Here is a 1946-nt window from a genome sequence, read left to right as displayed (position 1 = left end):
ATGGGGGAGAGCCAAGATATTGCCTCCACCCAACGATATAAGTACAACGGCAAGGAGCTCGACCGCATGCACGGGCTGGACTGGTACGACTACGGTGCCCGCCACTTTGACGCTTCCATCGGCCGTTGGATGTGCGTGGATCCGCTGGTTGAGAAATATCATGGGATAAGTCCGTATGCGTATTGTTTAAATAATCCTATTCGGTATGTTGATCCGGACGGAAAGATCGTTGTTATAGATAAAAATTCAACAAAAGAGTTTATAGATGCCGTATATTTGGCCATTAATTTTCTTAGAGAAAAAGGATGTGGAGAGTTTTATGAAGTGTTAAATGCGTCTCCTAATGTCTATACAATAAAAGAAGCTACAGGTGAAGCTTCTTCATTTTCTTGGAAGACAAGAACTGTCGAATGGGCTTATAAATATGGTCTGAATACGGGTTTTACCATATTGTCTCCTGCAACACGACTTAATCATGACTTGGATCATGCGGCAAGGTATGATAATGACCCGATTGGATTTCTTGCGGATATAAAGCCTATAAAAGAGGGGGAGCCGGATGAATTTTATCATACAAAGGATGACAAACGAGTTATAATGAACTCGGAAAAGCAAACAGCTGAGGCCTTGGGAGAGATTAAATCAGGTGAGATTACTCGTGATTCTCATTCTGGAGTTAGCATAGAGACAATAAGCCCTATATCCAATAAACCGAAGAAGCCTTTAATTGAGTTTGAGATTGTTGCCCCAATAATTAATAAGCAAGACTTAAAATGAGAAATTTAATTATAATCTTATTGCTGTTGACATCTATAAGGTCTTATTCCCAAATAGCTGACAGGGTAGATAGGATTTTTATTCTGTATGCGGGATGGGATAAATTAACTGATACGAATGTATCTTGTATGAACTATGAAAGCCACTTTGGCAAAGGCTATTATTCTGTGAATAATAAGACTTTAATAAATAAATTCCTGAAAGTTGCTCTCCGATTGAAAAAATCCGATAAGAGATTTGTTGATGTTCGCTGTAAAGTGTATTGTCATATGGGAGATACCATAATATCCTCTTTATGCATTGACAGGGATTATGTACTTTTTGATGGCTCTTACTATAGAAACTCGAAAAAACTAAGAAGAATTATAAAGGAGCTAATATCAGGTGGATGTCCGAAAGGAAATTTTATCAAGGAGCATAATGAAAATAAAATAATAGGCGGTAAATATGCACTGGAGCAATACATTCTTGGCTTAATTAAAGAGAAAAAACTGGAAGGTGTTTGCTATATAAAAGGATATTGTACTGCTAATCAAGATGGAAAAACGATTAAAGTTGTACTACGGGCTATTTATTCGGGTGGAAGTATCACATCACGGGTTGATTTGGGGGAACTTGAGGACTTCTATCAAAAACATATTTGGTGGAATCCATGCAAAGAGCGAATGATAATGGATTTAATTCCTATTAATATAAAAATTAGATCAGATACAAAGCTCCATATCGAATAGGATATAATATTGATAATAAGCAATAACTGGCAACAAATTAAAATAAAACAATATGGACATAAACATAAAGAAATTCCTTAAACTTCTTCTCTTTGGATTGATAATGGGCATCATGGCATCAGCAATAATTGTGGCTTATGCGTATCTTGTCTTTTTATTGCCTTTCAAAAATGGGACAAAACAGCTTCTTTTTTGGGTACCCTTATTATCTTTGCAATATGGTTGGCTATTAAAGCGAGAGGGGACAAAAAGCGCAAGCGCAAATAATTTCAATTCGCGATAAGAGGTAAAATTTTAAGAGCCATTATTCTGGCAAACAGCAATCTCATCGAAAGATTTGAATCGGCAGATTTGCAAGATTGAATATAATTGTCTAAATTTGTACAAGAGGTACAATAGGGGCGGCGGTTTTGCAATTCAAGCAAGCTCGATTGCACT

Annotated in this window: 2 protein-coding genes; both read left to right on the top strand. The window is 36.6% G+C overall.

Annotation, left to right across the window (positions count from 1 at the left end):
• The coding region (locus BM114_RS13975) for an RHS repeat-associated core domain-containing protein (RefSeq protein ID WP_092114338.1) at positions 1-777 on the top strand (777 nt) is incomplete at its 5' end.
• Positions 774-1508 carry a hypothetical protein gene (locus BM114_RS13970; RefSeq protein ID WP_092114336.1) on the top strand — a complete coding sequence of 245 codons (735 nt, stop codon included), beginning with the start codon at positions 774-776 and terminating at the stop codon, positions 1506-1508. The genes BM114_RS13975 and BM114_RS13970, both read left to right, overlap by 4 nt.
• The last annotated feature ends 438 nt before the right edge of the window (positions 1509-1946 follow it).

It is taken from the genome of Prevotella sp. KH2C16 (genome assembly GCF_900113305.1).
In the GTDB taxonomy this organism is placed as follows: domain Bacteria; phylum Bacteroidota; class Bacteroidia; order Bacteroidales; family Bacteroidaceae; genus Prevotella.
This window is presented reverse-complemented; position numbering and strand designations above follow the sequence as displayed.